General features: G+C 54.5%; 18 protein-coding genes and 1 pseudogene. 10 read left to right on the forward strand and 9 right to left on the reverse strand.

What is annotated here, in order from left to right:
* The 5 genes from rsxG (at position 1) to gstA (ending at position 4,778) form a co-directional block, all read left to right on the forward strand.
* Complete coding sequence (rsxG, locus tag HVX72_RS11270) at positions 1-621, forward strand: electron transport complex subunit RsxG (protein ID WP_042282807.1); 621 nt, start codon at positions 1-3, stop codon at positions 619-621.
* A 3-nt stretch (positions 622-624) separates the two neighbouring features.
* A complete protein-coding gene (locus tag HVX72_RS11275; protein WP_042282805.1) occupies positions 625-1,323 on the forward strand; it encodes an electron transport complex subunit E in 699 nt (232 codons plus the stop codon).
* Complete coding sequence (gene nth / locus HVX72_RS11280; RefSeq protein ID WP_060569707.1) at positions 1,320-1,955, forward strand: endonuclease III; 636 nt, start codon at positions 1,320-1,322, stop codon at positions 1,953-1,955. Before HVX72_RS11275 ends, nth begins: the two co-directional genes overlap by 4 nt.
* 606 nt (positions 1,956-2,561) lie before the next feature.
* A complete protein-coding gene (gene dtpA / locus HVX72_RS11285) occupies positions 2,562-4,067 on the forward strand; it encodes a dipeptide/tripeptide permease DtpA (protein WP_042282802.1) in 1,506 nt (501 codons plus the stop codon).
* 105 nt (positions 4,068-4,172) lie between these two features.
* Entirely contained in the window at positions 4,173-4,778 is a 606-nt protein-coding gene (gene gstA / locus HVX72_RS11290; protein WP_181821383.1) for a glutathione transferase GstA, read from the forward strand.
* 61 nt (positions 4,779-4,839) lie between these two features.
* Here gstA and pdxY read toward each other — a convergent pair whose 3' ends face one another.
* The 5 genes from pdxY to anmK form a co-directional block, all read right to left on the reverse strand.
* Positions 4,840-5,700, reverse strand: a complete 861-nt coding sequence (pdxY, locus tag HVX72_RS11295) for a pyridoxal kinase PdxY (RefSeq protein ID WP_042282799.1) — start codon at positions 5,698-5,700, stop codon at positions 4,840-4,842.
* Between the two features lie 66 nt (positions 5,701-5,766).
* Positions 5,767-7,041, reverse strand: coding sequence for a tyrosine--tRNA ligase (tyrS, locus tag HVX72_RS11300; RefSeq protein ID WP_181821384.1), 1,275 nt, complete (start codon positions 7,039-7,041; stop codon positions 5,767-5,769).
* A gap of 125 nt (positions 7,042-7,166) precedes the next feature.
* Positions 7,167-7,823: a pyridoxamine 5'-phosphate oxidase gene (pdxH, locus tag HVX72_RS11305; RefSeq protein WP_181821385.1), complete on the reverse strand. Its 657-nt coding sequence runs from the start codon at positions 7,821-7,823 to the stop codon at positions 7,167-7,169.
* 58 nt (positions 7,824-7,881) lie between these two features.
* Entirely contained in the window at positions 7,882-8,205 is a 324-nt protein-coding gene (mliC, locus tag HVX72_RS11310; RefSeq protein WP_042282791.1) for a C-type lysozyme inhibitor, read from the reverse strand.
* 93 nt (positions 8,206-8,298) lie between these two features.
* Positions 8,299-9,420 carry an anhydro-N-acetylmuramic acid kinase gene (gene anmK / locus HVX72_RS11315; RefSeq protein ID WP_042282790.1) on the reverse strand — a complete coding sequence of 374 codons (1,122 nt, stop codon included), beginning with the start codon at positions 9,418-9,420 and terminating at the stop codon, positions 8,299-8,301.
* 269 nt (positions 9,421-9,689) lie between these two features.
* Between anmK and slyB the strand changes: the two genes are divergently transcribed.
* Positions 9,690-10,157: an outer membrane lipoprotein SlyB gene (gene slyB, locus HVX72_RS11320; protein ID WP_181821386.1), complete on the forward strand. Its 468-nt coding sequence runs from the start codon at positions 9,690-9,692 to the stop codon at positions 10,155-10,157.
* 42 nt (positions 10,158-10,199) lie between these two features.
* Here the strand turns inward: slyB and slyA are convergent, their stop codons facing one another.
* On the reverse strand, positions 10,200-10,640 hold the full coding sequence (slyA, locus tag HVX72_RS11325) for a transcriptional regulator SlyA (protein ID WP_082636795.1): 441 nt from the start codon (positions 10,638-10,640) through the stop codon (positions 10,200-10,202).
* 194 nt (positions 10,641-10,834) lie between these two features.
* On the opposite strand from slyA, the gene HVX72_RS11330 reads away from it, so the two are divergent.
* The 3 genes and pseudogenes from HVX72_RS11330 to HVX72_RS11340 all read left to right on the forward strand — a co-directional run bounded on the left by HVX72_RS11330 (position 10,835) and on the right by HVX72_RS11340 (position 14,005).
* Entirely contained in the window at positions 10,835-11,071 is a 237-nt protein-coding gene (locus HVX72_RS11330; RefSeq protein WP_120714876.1) for a DUF1656 domain-containing protein, read from the forward strand.
* 2 nt (positions 11,072-11,073) lie between these two features.
* On the forward strand, positions 11,074-11,931 hold the full coding sequence (locus HVX72_RS11335; protein ID WP_181821387.1) for an HlyD family secretion protein: 858 nt from the start codon (positions 11,074-11,076) through the stop codon (positions 11,929-11,931).
* Positions 11,932-14,005, forward strand: a pseudogene (locus HVX72_RS11340) (FUSC family protein).
* On the opposite strand, the gene sodC reads toward HVX72_RS11340, so the two are convergent.
* From sodC to HVX72_RS11355, 3 genes are all read right to left on the reverse strand, one after another.
* The gene (sodC, locus tag HVX72_RS11345) at positions 13,948-14,469 is read right to left on the reverse strand and encodes a superoxide dismutase [Cu-Zn] SodC (protein WP_042282781.1); all 522 of its coding nucleotides are present in this window, start codon (positions 14,467-14,469) and stop codon (positions 13,948-13,950) included. The pseudogene HVX72_RS11340 and the gene sodC overlap by 58 nt on opposite strands.
* A 79-nt stretch (positions 14,470-14,548) precedes the next feature.
* Positions 14,549-15,445 (reverse strand): aldo/keto reductase family oxidoreductase, encoded by an 897-nt coding sequence (locus tag HVX72_RS11350; protein ID WP_181821389.1) that lies wholly within the window; start codon positions 15,443-15,445, stop codon positions 14,549-14,551.
* Positions 15,446-15,494: 49 nt separating this feature from the next.
* A complete protein-coding gene (locus tag HVX72_RS11355; protein WP_181821390.1) occupies positions 15,495-15,734 on the reverse strand; it encodes a DUF1289 domain-containing protein in 240 nt (79 codons plus the stop codon).
* 102 nt (positions 15,735-15,836) lie between these two features.
* On the opposite strand from HVX72_RS11355, the gene HVX72_RS11360 reads away from it, so the two are divergent.
* Positions 15,837-16,436, forward strand: a complete 600-nt coding sequence (locus HVX72_RS11360; protein ID WP_181821391.1) for a TetR/AcrR family transcriptional regulator — start codon at positions 15,837-15,839, stop codon at positions 16,434-16,436.
* The last annotated feature ends 33 nt before the right edge of the window (positions 16,437-16,469 follow it).

Below are 16,469 nucleotides of genomic sequence, written 5' to 3' on the forward strand. Positions count from 1 at the left end.
ATGCTGAAAACGATTCGTAAACATGGCATCACGCTGGCGCTGTTTGCAGCAGGCTCAACCGGACTGACCGCCGCCATCAATATGATGACCAAAACGACCATCGACGAGCAGGCCGCTCTCCAGCAAAAAGCGCTTTTTGATCAGGTGCTGCCCGCCGATCGCTATAACAATCAGCTACAGAACCGTTGTTTCATCGTTAGCGCCCCGGCGCTGGGGAAAGGCGAGCACCGCGTTTATATCGCCGAGAAAAACGGCACTCCCGTCGCGGCGGTAATGGAAGCGACGGCGCCTGATGGTTACTCCGGCGCGATTCAACTGCTGGTTGGCGCAGACTTCAACGGCACGGTTTTAGGCACGCGGGTTACCGAACATCACGAAACGCCAGGGCTGGGCGATAAAATCGAACGGCGCTTGTCAGACTGGATCACGCATTTCAGCGGTAAATCGATCCAGGGCGCAAACGACAGTCGCTGGGCAGTAAAAAAAGATGGCGGCGACTTTGACCAGTTTACTGGCGCGACCATTACGCCTCGCGCAGTGGTTAACGCCGTGAAGCGCGCTGGACTTTATGCACAAACGTTGCCCGCGCAACTTTCACACCTTCCCGCCTGTGGAGAATAGACCATGAGCGAAATCAAAGACGTTATTGTCCAGGGGTTATGGAAAAACAACTCCGCGCTGGTTCAGCTGTTGGGCTTATGCCCTCTGCTGGCGGTGACCTCAACGGCAACCAATGCGCTGGGCCTGGGACTTGCCACTACGCTGGTGCTGACGCTCACCAACCTGACCGTTTCAGCGTTGCGCCGCTGGACGCCAGCGGAAATTCGTATCCCGATTTATGTCATGATCATCGCGTCGGTAGTGAGCGCCGTGCAGATGCTGATCAACGCCTATGCCTATGGCCTTTACCAGTCGTTAGGCATCTTTATTCCGCTTATCGTGACCAACTGCATCGTGGTGGGCCGCGCGGAAGCTTTTGCGGCGAAGAAAGGACCGGCGCTTTCGGCGCTTGACGGTTTCGCTATCGGCATGGGCGCCACTGGCGCGATGTTCGTGTTGGGGTCGCTGCGTGAGATCCTCGGTAACGGCACCCTGTTTGACGGCGCGGACAGCCTGCTGGGAAGCTGGGCGAAAGTGCTGCGGATTGAAATTTTCCACACCGATTCCCCTTTCCTGCTGGCGATGTTGCCGCCGGGCGCCTTCATTGGGCTTGGCCTGATGCTGGCAGTGAAATACCTTATTGACGAGAAAATGAAAAAACGCCGCGCCAGCGTGGCGGTCGCAACGGAACTGCCCTCTGGCGAAACAGGGAATGCCTCATGAACAAAACGAAACGGCTGGAAATTTTAACCCGCTTGCGTGACAACAATCCGCACCCGACAACGGAACTGAACTTCAATTCGCCTTTTGAACTGTTGATCGCGGTCCTGCTGTCGGCCCAGGCCACCGACGTGAGCGTTAATAAAGCCACCGCGAAGCTTTACCCGGTCGCCAATACCCCTGCCGCCATGCTCGCGCTTGGCGTGGAGGGCGTTAAGTCATACATCAAGACAATCGGCTTGTTTAACAGCAAGGCCGAAAACGTCATCAAAACCTGCCGTATCTTGCTGGAAAAACATCAGGGTGAAGTACCCGAAGATCGCGCTGCGCTGGAAGCTCTGCCGGGCGTTGGTCGCAAGACCGCTAACGTCGTGCTTAACACCGCATTTGGCTGGCCCACCATCGCCGTAGATACGCATATTTTCCGCGTCTGTAACCGAACCCAGTTCGCGCCAGGTAAAAACGTTGAGCAGGTAGAAGAAAAGCTGCTGAAAGTGGTTCCCGCAGAGTTTAAAGTTGACTGCCATCACTGGCTGATTCTGCATGGCCGCTACACCTGCATTGCGCGTAAACCGCGCTGCGGCTCCTGCATTATTGAAGATCTTTGCGAATACAAAGACAAAGTCGACTTTTGACCGACCGGGGCGTCAGCCCGCCCCGTCATAACCCTTTGTTATCCTCTCCATGTCCGGTTCGTTACCGACAATCCTATCGCCTGACATCCAGACCCTAATGGAATATGCGGGTGTTTAAACACTTATCCAGGTTAATCATTTTTTTGATAGCAAAAATTTCTATCCAATTGTGATCGCGATCAAACTGATAACCCTATGTAAATTATTTTATTCAATCTGGTTAAATTCAGCTGCAAATGCTCCGATCAAAACTTTTATTGACAATACAATACACTGGCTATTTTTCAGATATTGGCCTATATCACTGCCTTAATCGTCAAATAGCAGAACATATTGCCACAGGCCCCTTTCACGCCCTCCTTATTAGCGTAAAAATCTGCCTTTTTACGATTAAAGAAATTTAACGCTGGATAACATTTCTCATGCCCGATGAATTCACCACTTCAGATATATGTAACAGATTATTACAAAGGGCTTGTCTGAAAGTGCAAGATAGTGAACATTACTTGCCGTTTCCCCTCCCACTATAACAATTTCACGGCTGCGTAAGACGCATCACGTGACAGAACACCCCCGTTAATATGGGATGTAAAAAAAGAGGTATAAGTGTCTACTGCAAACAATAAACCAACGGAAAGCGTCAGTCTGAACGCTTTCAAACAACCGAAAGCGTTCTATCTCATCTTCTCGATTGAGCTCTGGGAGCGTTTTGGTTATTACGGCCTGCAAGGGATCATGGCCGTTTACCTGGTTAAACAACTGGGTATGTCTGAAGCGGATTCTATCACCCTGTTCTCCTCCTTTAGCGCCCTGGTTTACGGTCTGGTCGCCATTGGTGGTTGGTTAGGGGATAAAGTACTGGGCACCAAGCGCGTGATTATGCTTGGTGCGATCGTGTTGGCTATTGGTTATGCGCTGGTCGCCTGGTCCGGTCACGATGCCGGGATCGTTTATATGGGGATGGCAGCCATTGCAGTGGGTAACGGCTTGTTTAAAGCCAACCCGTCTTCCCTGCTGTCTACCTGCTATGCCAAAGATGACCCGCGTCTTGATGGCGCATTTACCATGTACTACATGTCCGTCAACATCGGTTCATTCTTCTCCATGCTGGCGACACCATGGCTGGCTGCGCGTTACGGCTGGAGCACCGCGTTTGCACTGAGCGTTGTCGGTATGCTGATCACCGTTGTTAACTTCGCCTTCTGCCAGCGCTGGGTGAAAAACTACGGTTCGAAACCTGACTTCGAGCCTGTCAACTATCGCAACCTGCTGCTGACCATTGTTGGCGTTGTCGCGCTGATCGCCGTTGCGACCTGGCTGCTTCACAACCAGGAAATCGCGCGCATGGCGCTGGGCGTGATCGCCCTCGGTATCGTGATTATTTTTGCGAAAGAAGCCTTTTCCATGCAGGGCGCGGCACGCCGCAAAATGATTGTCGCCTTCATTCTGATGCTGGAAGCGATCATCTTCTTCGTTCTGTACAGCCAGATGCCAACCTCGCTGAACTTCTTCGCGATCCGTAACGTTGAGCACTCCATTCTGGGTATCGCGTTCGAGCCGGAACAGTATCAGGCGCTGAACCCGTTCTGGATCATCATCGGTAGCCCGATCCTCGCCGCTATCTATAACAAAATGGGCGACACCCTGCCGATGCCGATGAAATTCGCGCTGGGTATGGTGCTGTGCTCCGGTGCGTTCCTCGTGCTGCCGCTGGGTGCGAAATTCGCCACCGACGCAGGCATCGTCTCCGTTAACTGGCTGATTATTTGCTACGGCCTGCAAAGTATCGGTGAACTGATGATCTCCGGTCTGGGTCTGGCGATGGTGGCGCAACTGGTTCCGCAGCGTCTGATGGGCTTCATCATGGGGAGTTGGTTCCTGACGACCGCTGGCGCGAATATCATCGGCGGTTACGTCGCGAACATGATGGCTGTACCAGAAAACGTTACCGACCCGCTGATGTCTCTCGAAGTATACGGTCGCGTCTTCCTGCAGATTGGTGTGGCTACCGCCGTTATTGCAGCGCTGATGCTGCTTACTGCGCCGAAGCTGAACCGCATGACTCTGGACGACAACAACGACCAGAAAGCGTCTAAAACCGCTACCGCGTAAGACGTAGGGAAACACAAACGAGAGCCGCTAACTTTGCGTTAGCGGCTTTTTTTTTGTTCGCTCTCGCACTAGGATACGGTAAACCTCAGTTGAAAGGAGTAACCGATGAAACTGTTCTATAAGCCAGGCGCCTGTTCTCTTGCTTCCCATATTACCCTTCGCGAGAGCGGCAAAGATTTCACCCTTGAAGGGGTGGACTTGATGAAAAAGCGGCTGGAAAACGGCGATGACTTTTTCGCGGTTAACCCAAAAGGGCAAGTTCCGGCGCTATTGCTTGACGATGGCACTTTGCTGACGGAAGGCGTGGCGATCATGCAGTATCTCGCAGACAGCGTGCCGGATCGCCAACTGTTGGCGCCGGTGGGCAGTATTTCACGTTATAAAACGCTGGAATGGCTTAACTATATCGCTACTGAGCTGCACAAAGGTTTCACCCCGCTGTTTCGCCCGGATACGCCAGAAGAGTACAAACCCGCCGTCCGCGCTTTGCTGGAGAAAAAACTGCAATACGTCGATGAATCACTCAAAGAGGGTCAGTGGATTTGCGGTCAGCGTTTTACCATTGCCGACGCCTATCTTTTTACCGTACTGCGCTGGGCAAGCGCGGTGAAGCTGAATATGGCGAGCTTAAACCATATTGCAGAGTATATGCAGCGAGCGGCAGAACGTCCGGCCATTGCCGCGGCGCTTAAGGCGGAAGGGTTGAAATAGCCGGACTGGCTGTGTAGCCGGGTATCGCTAACGCTTACCCGGCCTACGTTACGACAACCGCTTATAAGCGGGTCGCGCTGAAATAGTGCTCTGGTCTGGCGATACGATCCTGCGCCGCCACCACCTGCAGTTCATATTCCTGCATTTCCCGGGTCGCGATCATAATCTCATACACCGCCGCGGTGACATGTTCCAGCGCCTGCTGAAGGGTTGCTCCCTGCAACAGTTTTACCAACAGCAAACCGCTGGTGACGTCGCCAACCCCCACCGGCTGGCGCGTGCCGAAATCGACCAACGGACGGCTGATGTGCCAGGCTTCTTCAGCCGTTACCAGCAGCATTTCAAAACGCTCCATGCTGAAGCCTGCGCGCGCCAGATGTTTCACCAGGACAATCTGTGGGCCCTGCGCGATTAACTCACGGGCTGCCGCGACAGCGTCTTCTACGCTGTTCACCGCATGTTCGCACAGGATTTCCAGCTCAATCAGGTTAGGCGCAATGATGTCGCTGGCGGGGAGCGCATGACGAACGTGAAACTCAGCGACGCCTGGCGCCACGATGCAGCCCTTTTCCGGGTGGCCCATGACCGGGTCGCAAAAATATTTTGCCGCCGGATTCGCCGCTTTCACCTGGCGGACGATCCCCAGAATATGCTCACCTTGCTCCGCAGATCCCAGATAACCGCTCAGCACTGCATCACAGCGTTTGAGCTGATCGATATCGGCGATACCCTGCACAATTTCGCTCAGATGCGACGGTGGCATAACACACCCCGTCCATTTGCCGTACTGCGTGTGATTAGAGAATTGTACCGTATTGAGGGGCCAGACGTTGGCGCCGAGGCGGCGCATTGGGAATTCCGCAGCGCTGTTGCCAGCATGTCCAAAAACCACATGGGACTGGATGGCGAGGATATTCTTCATTTTTTGCTTACCACAACCCTGAAAAAAGAAAGGGGCGTAGTTTCCCACGCCCCTGCTGACTTATTGTTACTTCCAGCACACCAGACAGTAATTCTTCTTGCCGCGACGCAGCAGCGTGTAGCGGCCATACAGACGCTCGCTTTCCGCGAAGACATACTCCGGATCGGACTGCTTTGCGCCGTTAATGGTGATCGCGTTCGAGGCGATAGTTTTACGCGCCTGACCGCGAGAAGGCTGCAGCTCGGCATCCACCAGCGCCTGCATCAGATCCGCGCCCTTTTCCATCTCAACCATCGGAACGCCGTCCTGCGCAAGCTGTTCGAAGTCCGCTTCGCTCAGATCGCTCAGCGTCCCGTTGAACAGGCTCTCGGTGATGCGTTTCGCCGCCACCAGACCTTCTTCACCGTGGACCAGACGCGTCACCTGCTCAGCCAGCACGTACTGGGCGCGAGGCGCTTTGCCGCTGTTTTTGTCTTCTTCTTCCAGCGCGTTGATCTCTTCAATATCCATAAAGGTGAAGAATTTCAGGAAGCGATACACATCGGCATCGGCGGTGTTGATCCAGAACTGGTAGAATTTGTAAGGACTGGTTTTCTTCGGATCCAGCCACACTGCGCCGCCTTCGGTTTTACCAAACTTGGTGCCATCGGCTTTGGTGATCAGCGGAACGGTCAGCCCGAACACCTGGTTCTGATGCAGACGACGGGTCAGGTCGATACCGGAAGTAATGTTGCCCCACTGGTCCGAACCGCCAATTTGCAGCGTCACGCCGTGAAGTTTATTCAGGCAGGCAAAATCGTAACCTTGCAGAAGATTGTAGGAGAACTCGGTAAACGAGATACCCTGATCGTCACGATTCAGGCGCTGCTTCACCGCTTCTTTGTTGATCATCTGGTTAACGGAGAAATGCTTACCGATATCGCGCAGGAAGGTCAGCACGTTCATGTTGCCGAACCAGTCATAGTTGTTCGCTGCGATGGCGGAATTGTCGCCGCAGTCGAAATCGAGGAACGGCGCAACCTGTTTACGGATTTTGTCTACCCACTCCTGAACCGTGTCTTCCGTGTTCAGTTTACGCTCGGCGGCTTTGAAGCTCGGGTCGCCAATCAGACCCGTTGCGCCGCCAACCAGCGCGACGGGCTTATGACCAGCCTGCTGGAAGCGTTTCAGGCATAACAAGGGAACCAGATGCCCCAAATGCAAGCTGTCAGCGGTAGGATCGAAGCCGCAATAGAGCGCGATCGGGCCTTGCGCCAGTCGCTCTGCTAACGCTTCCTCGTCCGTCACCTGGGCTACCAGCCCCCGCTCTTGCAATTGTTTAATCAAGTTACTGCTTGCCATCAAAATCTCCATGTATAAAACGACTGCACCTTTGCCGGTACACGACTTTTCGCCAGACGCGAAAGCTCTATAGAATAAAGCGCCGGGGCACGCAGCGCTAGCGCTTAAAACAACATTTTCGGGGTTTACGGGGCGAGCCGATCAATTTTCCACGCGTTATTTTCCCGCTGATAGAGAAAGCGATCATGCAGACGGTGCTCACCACCCTGCCAAAACTCCATTTGCTCGATGCTGATGCGGAATCCGCCCCAGAAGCTGGGCAGCGGTACGTCGCCCTGTTGGAACTTCTGTTTCAGCTCAAGGAATTTACTTTCGAGGATCCCGCGTGCGGAAATTCGGCTGGACTGCTTAGAGACCCAGGCGCCTATCTGGCTGTCTCGCGGACGGCTGTGGAAATACTTGATCACTTCGAGCGTCGACAACCGTTCTGCCTGACCGGTAACCATCACCTGACGTTCCAGCATATGCCACGGGAACAGCAGGCTGACGCGCGGATTATTTTCAATTTGATGCGCTTTGCGGCTTCCGAGGTTGGTGTAGAAGACCAACCCTTTCCCGTCATAGTGCTTGAGGAGGACGATACGCTGGTACGGTTGGCCATTTTCATCGACCGTAGCGACGACCATCGCGGTGGGATCGGCCAGTCTGGCTTCACATGCCTGAGCCAGCCAGCGTTCGAAAAGGGTTAATGGTTCAGCGGGGAGATCGTGGCGACGCAGGCCACCTTTCGTGTATTCACGGCGCAGGTGCGCGATTTGCTGCAATTCGTCGTTATCAGACATGGTGTTCGCTACGGATTGTCAGTGGGTGGCGCTATTGTGCGCCGCCCGGTTGAAAATCTCAACGCTTCGGGTTTTGTAACTGACAGTTATTCAACACGATGCGGTCGCGCTTATAAACGGTGGCGCTGTCGCCCTTCGACCAGAAAACATAAATGCCGTCGGTGTACCGCGCGCCGGAGGCTGATACGCCCTGCTTGAGAGTCAGCAGCTTATTATCATAAATAAAGCTAACGTCCTGGCGGGTGTTATTCGATTTAACGGTTAGCGGTTTTTCGTCGCACTGGTATTCCAGCGTGTCCGTTTGCATCCGCTCGACAAACTGGTTATAGACGCTGCAGCCTGACAGCATAAGCGGAAGGCAGAGGAGTAAGAGTTTTTTCATAGCCGTATCCTGAAGACTTTCCTGGTCATGGAGGGTGAAAATACCCTCCCTAATGTTCCGATTGTAACGTCAGACGCCGCCAGAAAAATTCAGTTAACTCTGAGTTCGCGGGTTAGCCGGAAAAATCCCGCCCAGCACACTCGCTTCGCGCGCGCCGGTCACCGACGGTAAATTACCCGGCAGTCCGGCTACCGTTCGCCACGCCAGCCAGGCGAAAGCCAACGCTTCCATATCATCACCGCTGACGCCCGCGGTATCGGTGGTGGTCACTTCCGTTCCCGGCAGTAACGCAGCCAACCTCGCCATCAGCAGCGGGTTGCGGCTTCCTCCGCCACACACCATCAGACGGTCGCAACCCCCGTTCAGCAACACTTGTTCAGAAATTGTCACCGCGGTCAGCTCGGTAAGCGTCGCCTGTACGTCCTGCGCTTTCACGCCGGGAAAGGCCGCCAGTTGACGTTCAATCCAGCCATAGTTGAAATACTCCCGCCCGGTACTTTTCGGCGCAGGAAGCGCGAACCACGGATCGCTGAGCATCGCCTGCAGCAGAGGAATGATTACCGTTCCGCCGCGCGCCCATTCAGCATCTTTATCATATGGCTTCGCACACTGCCGCCAGATCCAGGCATCCATCAGCATATTGCCGGGCCCGGTGTCATGCCCGCGCACCGGCTGATCCGGTATCAACAGCGAGAGATTGGCGATTCCGCCGATATTGAGCACCATTCGCCGCTCCGTCGGATGCGCCAGCAGCGCCTGATGAAAAGCAGGGACCAGCGGCGCGCCCTGTCCGCCCAGCGCGATATCCCGACGGCGAAAATCGCCCACCACCGTGATACCGGTGCGCGCCACAATCTGGTTGTTATCGCCTATCTGCATCGTATGCGGGAATGCGCCCGTCGGCTCATGCCATACCGTCTGCCCGTGACAGCCAATCGCCACAATGTCCTGAGGGCGAAGCTTTTCCTGAGCAAGCAGTCCGTTAACCGCGTCAGCGAAGAGTTGGCCAAGTTGCACATCAAGCTGGCCTAACCGGGAAAGGGTCAGGGGCTGTCCCTGGCAAATGTCGAGAATCGCGTGTTTAAGCGCGACGGGCATCGGCCAGCTCACGCTCGCCTGTTGCGCCACCATTGTGTCATCTATCGTCGCCAGTACCACGTCAACACCATCGAGGCTGGTGCCTGACATCACGCCAATATAGCGGCCCGATTTCATACCTGTTCCTTATTAAGCCTGACTTTGCGTCACACTCCATCATAAACCCGCGGGCAATGCTACGCTTCATTAACGTTTTGTTCCGAAATTCCGTATAGCGTCCTGTTTAATAAACTGACTGAATAGTTCGTTTAAAGTTGGTTAACGAGCCTGTTATTATGATTTCTGTTTAGTCTGGACAGAATATGTGACCTCAAACGCACAAATGCCATATAATTGAACCATGGGAGATGCCTGGATGGCGTTTCATGGTGAACAGGAGATTTTAAATGATTAAACGTGTGCTGATCGTTTCACTGGCTGGCCTGTCCTTAGTGGGCTGTGCTAACACCGATAGCCTTTCAGGTGATGTGTATACCGCTTCGGAAGCAAAACAAGTGCAGAACGTCACTTACGGTACCATCGTAAACGTTCGTCCGGTTCAGATTCAGGCGGGTAACGATGAAAACGTGATCGGTGCGATCGGGGGTGCGGTTCTCGGTGGTTTCCTGGGTAACACCGTTGGCGGTGGTACGGGCCGTTCACTGGCTACCGCAGCAGGCGCAGTCGCCGGCGGCGTCGCAGGCCAGAGCGTTCAGGGTGCGATGAATAAAACCCAGGGCGCGGAACTGGAAATCCGTAAGGATGATGGAAATACCATCATGGTCGTACAGAAACAGGGTAACACCCGTTTCTCTGCGGGTCAGCGCGTGGTGCTGGCAAGCAACGGTCGTCAGGTTACCGTCTCTCCGCGCTAAACGAATTACGTGTGGTCAGGGTTGGCCACACGTCTCCCCACCTCAGTCTCGCGACTGTAACTCGATAATATTGCGCTCAAGTCGGGCGATGAGTTTAATCAGCAGATCAATTTCCTGCGTTGAAATCCCTTCCAGAATTTCACCACGCGTTTTGTTGATGACCGCTTCCATGTCGGCAATCAGCGGTTCAGCCTTTTCAGTCAGCTTGATACGTTTTGCCCGGCGATCGCTGGCGCACGTCTGTCGTGAAATCAGGCCTTTTTCTTCGAGCTGATCCAGCGTACGTACCAGTGATGGCTGTTCAATGCCGATCGCTTTTGCCAATTGAATCTGTGATTGATCGGGCGGCAATTGGTGAATATTATGCAGCGTTACCCAGTGTGTCTGCGTCAATTCCAGAGGCTTAAGACGGTGGTCTATCAAAGCACGCCAAATGCGCACCAACCGTGCCAGATCAGAACCTAATGGCGATTCCAATTTCATCTCCTTATAATTAGCTTGCTAAGATATTATACTGATTTTAGAATAGTGTGCAGCATTTGCATTCCTAAAACAAATGTATTGCTGCATTTGCTTACGTGTTGACATATTTTTCAGACATTACGCGAAAAAAGCGCGTTCTGAGGTTTTTTTTGCTAAACCTGTAGTAACGCGACCTGACGCAAAGGATTTTTGCTGTGACCATCGCACTTAATGCAACGGGAATGCCCTTACAAGACATGGTGATTGGCGCATCCATTTATTTCCCTCCCCTTTTCAAAGCCTTTGCGCTGGGCTTTATCCTGTGGCTGTTCATTCATCGCCTTCTGCGCGACCGCCTCTATTCCGGCGAATACTGGCATCCTTTGTTGCTGGATCTCTCTCTTTTTGCCCTGTGCGTCTGCGCTGGCCTGTTATTGTTGGTGGTGTTCTGATTATGTCACTTAAAACGTTAAAATATTTTTCGACGATCCTCATCGCCACTGCCGCGGTGCTCGCCGGTTGGTGGATGTGGAATTATTACATGCAGTCTCCCTGGACGCGTGACGGTAAAGTCAGAGCCGAACAGGTCAGCGTTACCCCGCAGGTATCCGGGGCGATCGTCGACCTGAAAGTGAAAGATAACCAGTTTGTTCACGCCGGCGACCTGCTGTTCAGCATCGACAAAACACCTTTTCATATCGCAGAGCTCAATGCGCAAGCTCAACTGGCAAAAGCACAGTCCGATCTGGCTAAAGCCAATAACGAAGCCAACCGCCGTCGCCATTTAACCCGTAACGTAATCTCCGCCGAGGAGCTTGACACGGCTAACCTGAATGTCAAAGCCATGCAAGCAAGCGTTGGCGTCGCCCAGGCAACGCTGAAGCAGGCCCAGTGGCAGCTCAGTCAGACGGAAGTACGCGCCCCGGTTTCCGGCTGGATCACCAACCTTTCCACCCGAACGGGGGATTTCGCCGCCACCGGACAGCCGCTGTTTGCGCTGGTCGACAGCCACTCTTTTTACGTGATGGGGTATTTTGAAGAGACCAAATTACGCCACATTCGTCCTGGCGCGCCTGCGCAAATAACGCTTTATAGCGGCAACGTAAAGTTACAGGGTCACGTTTCCAGTATCGGTCGTGCTATTTACGACCAGAGCGTAGAAAGTGATTCAGGTCTGGTGCCAGACATTAAACCCAATGTGCCCTGGGTTCGGCTGGCGCAGCGAGTGCCAGTGCGGATTGAATTTAACGCATTGCCGAAAGACCTGACGCTTGTCTCTGGTACCACCTGCAGTGTGGCGATTGGGCAGTAAATGACGCTCCCTCGTCTCTCACTGCGCAATACGCCATGGCTGAAAGCCACCGCCGGACAATGGCGCTATGCGCTGCGTAACACCCTTGCCATGTGCCTGGCGCTGACCTTTGCCTATTACCTGAATCTCGATGAACCCTACTGGGCGATGACCTCCGCTGCGGTTGTCAGCTTCCCGACCGTGGGCGGCGTGATCAGTAAAAGCCTGGGCCGTATCGCGGGGAGCCTGCTTGGCGCTACCGCAGCGCTGATTCTCGCCGGACACACCCTTAATGAACCGTGGCTTTTTCTGCTTAGCATGGCGGCGTGGATCGGCTTTTGTACCTGGGCCTGCGCGTATTTCAGCAATAATGTCGCTTACGCCTTTCAACTGGCGGGCTACACGGCGGCGATTATCGCCTTTCCAATGGTAAACATTGTCGAAATAACCCAACTGTGGGATATCGCCCAGGCGCGAGTCTGCGAAGTGATTGTCGGGATTTTATGCGGCGGCATGATGATGATGATCCTGCCCAGTACCTCAGACGGCACCGCCCTGTTGACGGCGCTGAAGAAGATGCATGCGCGCCTGCTGGAACATGCGAGTTTGCTGTGGCAACCGGACACAACCGATGCCATTCGCGCCGCTCACGAAGGGGTGATCGGGCAAATACTGACGATGAACTTATTGCGTATCCAGGCGTTCTGGAGCCATTACCGCTTTCGTCGACAGAACGCGCTGCTTAATGCCCTGCTGCACCAGCAACTGCGTCTCACCAGCGTCATCTCCAGCCTGCGAAGAATGTTGCTGAACTGGCCCAATCCGCCCGCCAATAGCCGGGAGATTATTGAGGCGCTACTGCTCGCCCTGGCCCGACCGCAAACTGACAGCTATACCGTCGCCAGGATCCTTGCCCCGCTTGCACCGCCAGATAGATCAGATTTTCGTCACGTCGCCTTCTGGCAGCGGCTGCGCTATTTTTGCCGTCTTTATCTGCAAAGCAGCCGCCAGCTACGGCTTCTGGAAACAGACACGCTACAGGCGCACATCAGCATCCCGCGGGTCCCTGCCCTTGCGCGCCATACTGACAGCGCGGAGGCAATCTGGAGCGGCCTGCGCACCTTCGCTACGCTAATGGCTATCGGCGCGTGGAGTATCGGCGCGCAGTGGGAATCGGGCTCGGGGGCGCTCACGCTGGCCGCCATCAGTTGTGTGCTCTATTCGGTAGTGGCGACACCGTTTAAATCGCTGTCGCTACTGATGCGTACGCTGGTGTTACTGTCGTTGTTCAGCTTTGTGGTGAAGTTTGGTTTGATGGTTCAGATCAGCGATCTCTGGCAATTTTTGCTGTTCCTGTTTCCGTTACTCGTCACCATGCAACTGTTCAAACTGCAAATGCCAAAGCTGGCGGGCCTGTGGGGACAACTGATTGTGTTTATGGGCTCATTTATCGCGGTGACGAACCCGCCCGTTTATGACTTTGCCGATTTTCTTAACGATAATACGGCCAAAATTGTTGGCGTCGCCCTGTCATGGCTGGCATTCGCCATTCTGCGTCCCGGTTCTGATGCGCGTAAAAGCCGGCGGCATATCCGCGCGCTGCGTCGCGATTTTGTCGATCAGTTAAGCCGTCGCCCCTCACTCAGCGAACATGAGTTTGAGTCGCTGACTTATCACCACGTCAGCCAGTTAAGCAACAGCCAGGACGCGCTGGCGAGGCGTTGGCTTCTGCGATGGGGAGTGGTGTTACTGAACTGTTCACACGTTGTCTGGCAGCTGCGCGCCTGGGAATCGCGTTCCGATCCGCTGTCGCGGGTGAGAGATATCTGTATCGCTTTGTTGCGTGACGTGATGAGCGAGCGCGGCGTACAACAGCGGCCGCTGGCGGCGTCCCTGGCGGAACTGCTGCGCATCTGCGAAACGCTTTCGCGTCACCCGCAGCCTGCCGCGCAGGAACTGGCCGCTCTTCTCTGGCGGCTACACTGCTCGCTGTCACAACTCGAGCAGGCGCCGCCAGAAGGAACGCTGACAACCTGATTATTTAATGACACCACAGGCAAACCGAGCCCCGCCGCCGCCCAACGGTTTTGGCTGATCGGACATATTATCGCCGCCAACGTGGATCATCAGCGCCTTATCTTTGATTTCATCGAGGGATTTCAGGCGTGATGCGGTCACAGGAATAACGGCTTTCCCTTCGTTGTTGACCACCAGCACGGGCAAGTCGCCTAAATGCCCTTCACCGTCTGGCCCGGCGTGCTTGCCGGTTTGGTGGGGGTCGAAGTGCCCGCCCGCGGCTTCTGCGGCAGATGCTTTACCGTCTTTCATCGCCGGTTCGCAACTGCCATTCGCGTGAATGTGAAAACCATGCTCGCCCGGCGGCAACGCTTTCAGATCCGGCGTAAACTCCAGCCCTTTATCGGTTTCATTAATGGTCACCTCACCGATGGATTGCCCAATACCTTGTGCGGTGACCAGATTCATTTCCACTTTCTCACTGGCGGCCTGCGCCCCGGTACAGGCTAACAGGGTTAACACGGCCAGACTTAATCGTTTCATAGGACCTCCGTTTTGTGTGCATTTGGCTTAAGTGTAAACCAGAGACGCAATTTTGAACGGAAAATCCAATATTTAGCGATTACGGCACGTCATACCCGAGCGCGGCTTTACGAATACGGAACCATTGCTGACGGCTCATGTTCAGCGACGCCGATCCCACGGCGGCCCTGACGCGCTCAATTTTGCCGGAACCGATAATTGGCAACGGCTGCGATGGCAAACGAAGCACCCAGGCGTACACGACCTGCTCAATCGTCTCTGCGTTTAGCTCCTCCGCCACTACCGCCAGCTCATTACGTAGCGGCTGAAACGCATCGTCGTTAAATAAACGACCGCCGCCCAGGCACGACCATGCCATCGGACGAATACGCAGTTGCTGAAGTTGATCGAGCGTGCCATCCAGCAGCAGCGGCTGATGCACCGGAGAAATCTCCACCTGATTCGTTGCCAGCGTGAACGGTAAACGGGACTGCAGCAGCGTAAACTGCGCGGGAGTAAAGTTTGACACGCCAAAGTGACGTACTTTTCCGCTCTGGTGCAGATGCTGGAAGGCTTCTGCCACCTCGTCGGCGTCCATCAGCGGATCGGGACGATGAATCAGCAGCAGATCCAGACGATCGGTGGCCAGATTGACCAGCGACTGCTCGGCACTCTTCACGATATGGTCACGATCGGTGATGTAGTGGCCGAGGGCGTTTTCTGCCCGCGCGGTGGTGGCGATACCGCATTTTGTGACAATCTCCATTTGCTCGCGCAGATGCGGCGCCAGCTTCAGCGCGTCACCAAAGGCCGCCTCGCACTGGTAGCCGCCATAAATATCCGCGTGGTCGACGGTGGTGATACCCAGTTCCAGGTGCTGCTCGATAAAGCTTACTCGCTCCTGGGGGGACATGTTCCAGTCCATCAGTCGCCAGTAGCCCATCACAAAGCGGGAAAAGGTCGGGCCTTGCGGCGCAATTGTCGTACGCTGAACCATAACTGCTTCCTCGTGAAATAAAGTGTTCCGAGTATATACAATTCGTCGGTTAAACGAGTGAAGGCTGTTGCGGTTCTTCAGGCTCTGCGGGTTTGTTTGCGCGCAATTTACGCAGCAGGCGCTGGCGGCACAGCCTCAGAACGTCCTGCTTCTGGGCGTCACTCATTTTCTGCCAGTTGAAGCGTTCGTCACGGCTGCGAAAACAGCCGCGACAAAATCCCCTCTCGTCGGACTGACAGATGCCGCGACACGGACTCTGGACGGGAAAAAATTCTAACTGCTCTGCCACATCCCCTCCTCATCTTTCGCCTGTACACACTATTGAAGACGGAAACCTGCTATCTGGCAACCCGGCTTGCATTAGACCGACTGGTCTATTACACTCTGCCCTATGAACAAGCATACTGAATGCGATACCCGCGAACACTTACTGGCCACCGGCGAGCGTCTGTGCATGCAGCGCGGATTTACCGGGATGGGCCTTAGCGAACTGTTGAAGACCGCCGAAGTGCCAAAGGGCTCGTTTTACCACTATTTTCGCTCCAAGGAAGCTTTTGGCGTCGCGATGCTGGAGCGCCATTTTGCCGCTTATCATCAGCGATTGACGGAGCACTTTACTACGGGCGCCGGAAATTACCGTGACCGCATTCTGGCTTACTATCAGGAAACGCTGAACCAGTTTCGTCAGCAGGGGACCATCAGTGGTTGTCTGACGGTCAAACTGTCCGCTGAGGTGTGCGATCTGTCTGAAGACATGCGTTCCGCGATGGACAAAGGCGCGAGCAATATTATCGCCATTCTCGCCCTGGCGCTGGAAAAGGGTCGCGAAAGCCATTGTCTGACATTTCCCGGCGAGCCGTTACAACAGGCACAAATCCTTTACGCGCTCTGGTTGGGCGCGAATTTACAGGCCAAGATTTCGCGCAGCGCCATGCCGCTCGAAAACGCGCTGGCGCATGTGCGACGTATCATCACAACGCCTGAGGGTTAACAGGCGTTTTTATTTACTCAATCACTAGACGAC

Origin of the sequence: Citrobacter sp. RHB21-C05 (assembly GCF_013889015.1) — a bacterium.
Taxonomy (GTDB): domain Bacteria; phylum Pseudomonadota; class Gammaproteobacteria; order Enterobacterales; family Enterobacteriaceae; genus Citrobacter_A; species Citrobacter_A sedlakii.